The organism is Bellilinea sp. (assembly GCF_053501535.1).
Genome location: NZ_JBRCOK010000083.1, coordinates 1 through 5,879, shown reverse-complemented (window position 1 = coordinate 5,879; position 5,879 = coordinate 1). Strand labels below are relative to the sequence as shown.

The following is a 5,879-nucleotide window of genomic DNA, read 5'->3' as shown; positions in this document are numbered from 1 at the left end:
AATCAAAAGGGCTACTCGTGTTTCACCTTCAACCCAAATCAAATCGTGGATAATTCCATAGGATTCAATCAGACGCATTAACCGATTCCCATTGGCACCTGCAACAAATCCAAGAGCAACGGTTTGGAGGTTAAATGCTCGAAGTGCAACGGAAGTGTCAAATCCCTTACCCCCAACACTTTCGATAAATTTGGACGCCACCATGCGTGTACCGGGAGAAAAGCGTTTGATAAAACAAACTTGATCTAAAGCAGAATTTGCAGTGACAGTTAGAAACATTGTATTCATCTGAAGAGGTTATTCAAGCCATTTGGCTGCCAGCAGACACCAGGCATTCCAGTCGATTCTTTCAACGGCGTCAATTGCTGACCAAAGGTCTTTTGCAGCTACGATAATTCCATGATACGGGATTAATACTGCGGCTGCCTGGATTCTTATTCGATCTTCTTTCCCAATTAAGCCAGCTACGATATTTTCTGCCAATTCCTGGCTATGAGCAGGTGCGGGTGAAACCACCTCGATCAACCCAAATTTTTGAGTTCCTTCGAGAACGGCAGGAATAGGACGAGATTTCATGCAAAAAGGAAGTACATGAAAAGGATGAGCGTGAATTATGGCTTGTACATCTGGAAATGTTTCATAGATCAGCAAATGAGCTTTACCTTCACGAGAAAATAAAGGCTGTTCACTCCAGTACTTGGAGCTTAATGGTCCGCTGAGGATTTGTTCGGAAGTCAATTGCCAGTGATGGCGGCTGCCACTATATTTTGGGGTGATGTAGAGGGTGTTTCCTTCGCGAGCACTAATATTTCCACCGGACATATCGGTCAAGCGCCGTTCAAACATTCTACGGCCTATCTGGGCAATCATCTCAGGTATAGATTGCATCACGCACTTCCTCCAAGTCTTTTTGCTTGAAATATTATAACATAATATCAAATGACAGTAGCAAATGTTAATTAATTACTTTGCATTTCAATAAAAATCCCTCTTGACTTTCGCTTTCAATTTTGATATAAAAAGTCCAATCATTCATACCAGAATGGCTGTGAAGGGAAAGAGTACGCTTTAGCCGCGGCGGCACAGAGAGCAGGGGTCAGGTGAAAGCCCTGCCCGTCCCGTAAGGCGGAATGGTTCCCGGAGCCGCAGGGTCAAAGGCTGTTACGCCGAGTATCCCGCGCCGGAGCTGCCACCGTTATCAGGGCAAAGGGTATCACCGGTTCATGCAACCGCGTACCCCACGAGTGAGGCTGGCTTCTTTCCCCGTCGTGTTCACTACGGGGTTTTTCGTTAAAATCCCATCACCAGCCTAAATTGGGTGGCACCGCGAGAAACCTCTCTCGTCCCAATGGACGGAGAGGTTTTTTGGATTAATGTAGATTGGAGGTGATGATCGCATGTTGAACAACCGCCCGCTCAACCCGGCTACTCAGGTGGACCAGCATCCTTCGGCGCCGCTGGTGCGTACCCTGCCGGCCGACCTGGAAACGCCGGTTTCCATCTATCTTAAACTGGCGGATGGCAGCCCTTCCTTCTTGCTCGAATCGGTTACCGGCGGCGAGCAGGTTGCCCGTTATTCGTTCATTGGGGTGCGCCCGCGCCGTGTCTTTCTTTTGCAGGGGGATCGGCTGATCGTCCGTGAGGCGGACGGCCATCAGCGCAGCCGCGCCGGCAACCCTTTTCAATGTCTGGAGGAGGAATTTCGCGCCCTTCAGCGTCCGGCAGCCCCGGGAATGCCGCGCTTCAGCGGCGGTCTGGTTGGCTATTTGGGCTACGAGATGGTGCGCTGGTTCGAACCGGGGGTCAGCCGCCTCCCGCTTCAAAACCAGATGCCCGACGGCGTGTTTTTGGAGGCCGACAGCCTGGTTGCATTTGACCATGCCTTCGGCAAGGTGATGCTCATCGTCCACCCCGACCTTTCGCTGCCCGAACCGCACCGCCAGCGCCAGGCCCTGCGCCGCCTGAATGAACTCCACAGCCGGATCAACCGGCCGCTGCCCACCCCGCCGTCTGCTTCGGCTGCCGGCATTCTCCCTTCCGAATGGCTTTCCATGCCGCGGGATGCTTTTTTGAGTGCGGTGGAACAGGCAAAGGAAGCCATCCGCGCCGGTGAGATTTTTCAGGTGGTACTTTCGCAGCGCTTTACCCGTTCCACACCGGCACGGCCGTTTGAAATTTACCGCGCTTTACGCCGTCTCAACCCCTCGCCGTATATGTTTTACTTTGACTTTGGCGATGCGGCGGGTGGGCAGCCACTGCGGCTGATCGGCGCTTCGCCGGAAATGCATGTGCGCCTGAGCGGTGCTACCGCCACGCTGCGTCCCATTGCCGGTACGCGCCCGCGCGGAGCCACCCCGCAGCAGGATATGGAACTGGAGCAGGATTTACTGGCTGACGAAAAAGAACGCGCCGAACACATCATGCTGGTTGATCTGGCGCGCAACGATCTGGGCCGGGTGTGCGAGTTCGGCAGTGTGCGGGTGCGCGAGCAGATGACCATTGAACGCTACTCGCATGTGATGCACATTGTCTCGCAGGTGGAAGGCCGCCTGCGCCCGGCGGCGAATGCCTTTGAACTCATGCGCGCCACCTTTCCGGCCGGTACGGTCAGCGGGGCTCCCAAAGTGCGCGCTATGCAAATCATTGCCGAACTGGAAGCCCAGCCGCGCGGCGTTTATGCCGGGGCGGTGGGTTACTTTGCCTATGACGGCAGCATGGATACCTGCATTGCCATCCGCACGCTGGTCATGCAGGGCGAGCAAATTGCCCTGCAGGCCGGGGCGGGGATCGTAGCCGATTCTCAACCCGAACGGGAGTATGAGGAAACGCTCAACAAGGCGCGCGCCCTGGCGCAAGCCGTTGAAATTGCCGAACGAAAGGAGACCGATGATGTTGCTCATTCTCGATAATTACGATTCCTTCACCTACAATCTCGCTCAACTCTTCGGCGAGCTGGGCGAGCAGGTACAGGTGGTGCGCAGCGATCAGGTCAGTCTGGCGGATGTGCTCGACCTGCACCCGCAGCGGATTGTCATTTCGCCCGGGCCGGGCGGACCGCAGGATGCCGGCATCTCATCGGAAGTGATCCGCAGGCTGGGGGGTGTCATTCCCATTTTGGGGGTTTGTTTGGGGCATCAGTGCATTGGTGCGGTGTTTGGCGGCCAGGTGGTTCGTGCGGCGCGGCTGATGCACGGCAAAACATCGCAGATTTTCCACAACGGTGAAGACCTTTTTGCCGGCCTGCCCAACCCGTTTGAAGCCACCCGCTACCACTCCCTGATGGTTGCCGAGCCGCTGCCCGAAGCACTGATGCCGACCGCCTACAGCGAAGCCGGTGAATTGATGGCGCTCCGCCATCGTTCGCTGCCCATTTTCGGCGTGCAGTTTCATCCCGAATCCATACTGACCTCAGCCGGAAGGCAAATTCTGGACAATTTTTTGAAATTAACCGTCAACCAGCCGCTTTATTCATAATGTCTCTTTTTGGAGGTAGATCATGCTCAAGCCGTATCTTGCCAAAGTGATGAATTATCAACACTTGACCGCCGCGGAAGCCGAACAGGCCATGCACATCATCATGAAGGGGGAAGCCACGCCGGCGCAAATTGCCGGTTATCTGGTGGCTTTGCGCATGAAAGGCGAAACGGTGGAAGAAATTCTGGGCAGCGCCCGCGCCATGCGCGCTCATGCCCGCCGCGTGAACGTTCCCGGCGCGCCGCTGGTGGATACCGCCGGGACCGGCGGCGACGGCGCCCACACCTTCAACATCTCCACCGCGGCTGCCTTTGTCATCGCCGGCAGCGGACGGCGGGTTGCCAAACACGGCAACCGCGCCGCCTCTTCGCGCTGCGGCAGCGCCGATGTGCTGGAAGCATTGGGGGTGCGCATTGACCTTTCGCCTCAGCAGGTGGCGCAGTGCATCGAAGCGGTGGGCATCGGCTTTCTGTTTGCGCCAAACTTTCACCCGGCGATGAAACATGCCGTCGGCCCGCGCCGCGAGCTGGGTCAACGCACCCTGTTCAACCTGCTCGGCCCGCTCACCAATCCGGCCGGGGCTGCCTATCAGCTGCTCGGCGTTTATGACGCTGCCCTGGTTTCCACCCTGGCGCAGGTGCTGATGGAACTGGGCGCGGCCGGCGCGATGGTCGTCCACGGTTACGGCGGGCTGGATGAACTTTCCACCGGCGGCCCGAACCTTGTCAGTCTGATGGTCGGCGGCCGGGTGGACACCTACGAACTGGATGCCGCCGAATTGGGGCTGCGCCGCGCTGCTCCCGAAGACCTGCGCGGCGGGCAGCCGCAGGAGAACGCCGCCATCCTGCGCGCCATTCTCGAAAACCGCGATGACAGCCCGCGCCGCGATGTGGTGCTGCTGAACAGCGCCGCCGCCATTGCTGCGCAGAGCGGCGACCTGCGCGGCGCTCTGCAAGAAGCCGAACAGTCGCTTTCCAGCGGTGCAGCCCTCGAACGGCTGGAAGCGCTCATCTCCTTCAGTCAAGAGGTGGCGTCATGAACCGCCTCGAAGAAATCATTGCCCATAAGTGGGCGGAAATCGGCCGGCGGCAGCGGCTGCGGACGATGGAGGAGATGGAAACTGCCGCGCTGGCAACGCCGCCCCCGCCTTCGTTTGCGGCAGCTTTGCGCCGCCCGCCGGGCACTCCCGTCCGCCTGATTGCCGAAATCAAACGCGCTTCTCCCTCGCGCGGAGCGCTGGCGGCGCAGCTCGATGTCCTTCACCTGGCGGAGATCTACCGGCAGAACGGTGCAGCAGCCATCAGTGTGTTGACCGACAGCCGTTTCTTTTCCGGCAGTCTTGCTGACCTGCACAGCGTGGCCGCCTTGCCCGATTCTCCGCCGGTGTTGTGCAAGGATTTCATCCTTTCGCCGTACCAGATTCTGGAGGCGCGGGCTGCCGGTGCGTCTGCTGTGCTGCTGATTGCCGCCTGCCTCACGCCGGCCGATTTGATGCGCCTCTACGATTTCACCTGTCAGACCGGAATGGACGCGCTGATTGAGGTTCACTCCCTGCCGGAACTGGAAGCTGCCCTAAACTGCCGGCCGCAGGTAATTGGTGTCAACAACCGTGATCTGCGCAGCTTTGAAGTCAACCTGCAAACCTCCTTGAATCTCATTCAACACCTCCCGCCGGATATGGTGCGGGTGGCGGAAAGCGGCATTCACACCGCTGAAGACGCGCGGCAGCTGGCGCAAGCCGGTTTTGATGCCCTGCTGGTCGGCGAAGCGCTGGTCACCAGCCCCGATCCCGGCGCAAAGCTGCGCGAACTGCTGGGGAGGCCAGCATGAAGGTGAAAATCTGCGGAATCACCACGCTGGAGGATGCGCTCCATGCCGTTGAAGCCGGGGCGGACATGCTGGGTTTCAACTTCTTTCCACAAAGTCCGCGCTTCATTGATCCCCAGCGCTGCGCTGCGATTGTGGAAGCCCTGCGCGGCAGCGGAGTGGTGTGTGTGGGTGTGTTCGTCAATCTGCCGTCCGAAGATGTCCGCCGCCTGATGAGCGCCTGTTCCCTTGATCTGGCACAGTTATCCGGCGACGAGCCGGCCTGCGACCTGGCGCAGCTGGACGGGCTGGCTTTCAAAGCCCTGCGCCCGACCGGCCGGGCGGATTTGGAACAGGCGCTGCAAACCTACCCGCCGCGCTCCTCCCCGCCGGCCTATCTGGTGGATGCCTTTCGGCCGGGCCTGTACGGCGGCAGCGGGCAGCCGGCAAACCTTGACCTGGCTGCCGACCTGGCGCGCCGCTGGCCGATTCTGCTGGCCGGCGGGCTGACCCCCGAAAACGTCGCAAAAGCCATTGCCCTTGTTCAACCCTGGGGTGTGGATGTTGCCTCCGGGGTGGAAGCGGCGCCCGGGCGCAAG

6 protein-coding genes, 1 pseudogene and 1 other annotated feature are annotated in these 5,879 nt (G+C 58.9%); of the genes and pseudogenes, 5 read left to right on the top strand and 2 right to left on the bottom strand.

Annotated features, from left to right (window positions below; genetic code table 11):
• Together ACWIZX_RS08455 and ACWIZX_RS08450 are read right to left on the bottom strand one after the other, a co-directional pair.
• A pseudogene (locus tag ACWIZX_RS08455) lies at nucleotides 1-288 on the bottom strand (hypothetical protein); the annotation flags it as partial.
• Nucleotides 289-297: 9 nt separating this feature from the next.
• Nucleotides 298-888 carry a class II aldolase/adducin family protein gene (locus ACWIZX_RS08450; protein ID WP_322792553.1) on the bottom strand — a complete coding sequence of 197 codons (591 nt, stop codon included), beginning with the start codon at nucleotides 886-888 and terminating at the stop codon, nucleotides 298-300.
• 151 nt (nucleotides 889-1,039) lie between these two features.
• Nucleotides 1,040-1,351: a binding site (T-box leader), on the top strand.
• Between the two features lie 46 nt (nucleotides 1,352-1,397).
• On the opposite strand from ACWIZX_RS08450, the gene trpE reads away from it, so the two are divergent.
• The 5 genes from trpE to ACWIZX_RS08425 all read left to right on the top strand — a co-directional run.
• Nucleotides 1,398-2,909 carry an anthranilate synthase component I gene (gene trpE / locus ACWIZX_RS08445; protein WP_448335462.1) on the top strand — a complete coding sequence of 504 codons (1,512 nt, stop codon included), beginning with the start codon at nucleotides 1,398-1,400 and terminating at the stop codon, nucleotides 2,907-2,909.
• Nucleotides 2,887-3,474, top strand: a complete 588-nt coding sequence (locus ACWIZX_RS08440; protein ID WP_448335461.1) for an anthranilate synthase component II — start codon at nucleotides 2,887-2,889, stop codon at nucleotides 3,472-3,474. Before trpE ends, ACWIZX_RS08440 begins: the two co-directional genes overlap by 23 nt.
• Nucleotides 3,475-3,496: 22 nt before the next feature.
• A complete protein-coding gene (gene trpD, locus ACWIZX_RS08435; RefSeq protein ID WP_448335460.1) occupies nucleotides 3,497-4,513 on the top strand; it encodes an anthranilate phosphoribosyltransferase in 1,017 nt (338 codons plus the stop codon).
• Nucleotides 4,510-5,304, top strand: a complete 795-nt coding sequence (gene trpC / locus ACWIZX_RS08430) for an indole-3-glycerol phosphate synthase TrpC (RefSeq protein ID WP_448335459.1) — start codon at nucleotides 4,510-4,512, stop codon at nucleotides 5,302-5,304. The genes trpD and trpC overlap by 4 nt, the downstream gene beginning before the upstream one ends.
• A partial coding sequence (locus tag ACWIZX_RS08425; RefSeq protein ID WP_448335458.1) for a phosphoribosylanthranilate isomerase occupies nucleotides 5,301-5,879 on the top strand: 579 nt, incomplete at its 3' end. The genes trpC and ACWIZX_RS08425, both read left to right, overlap by 4 nt.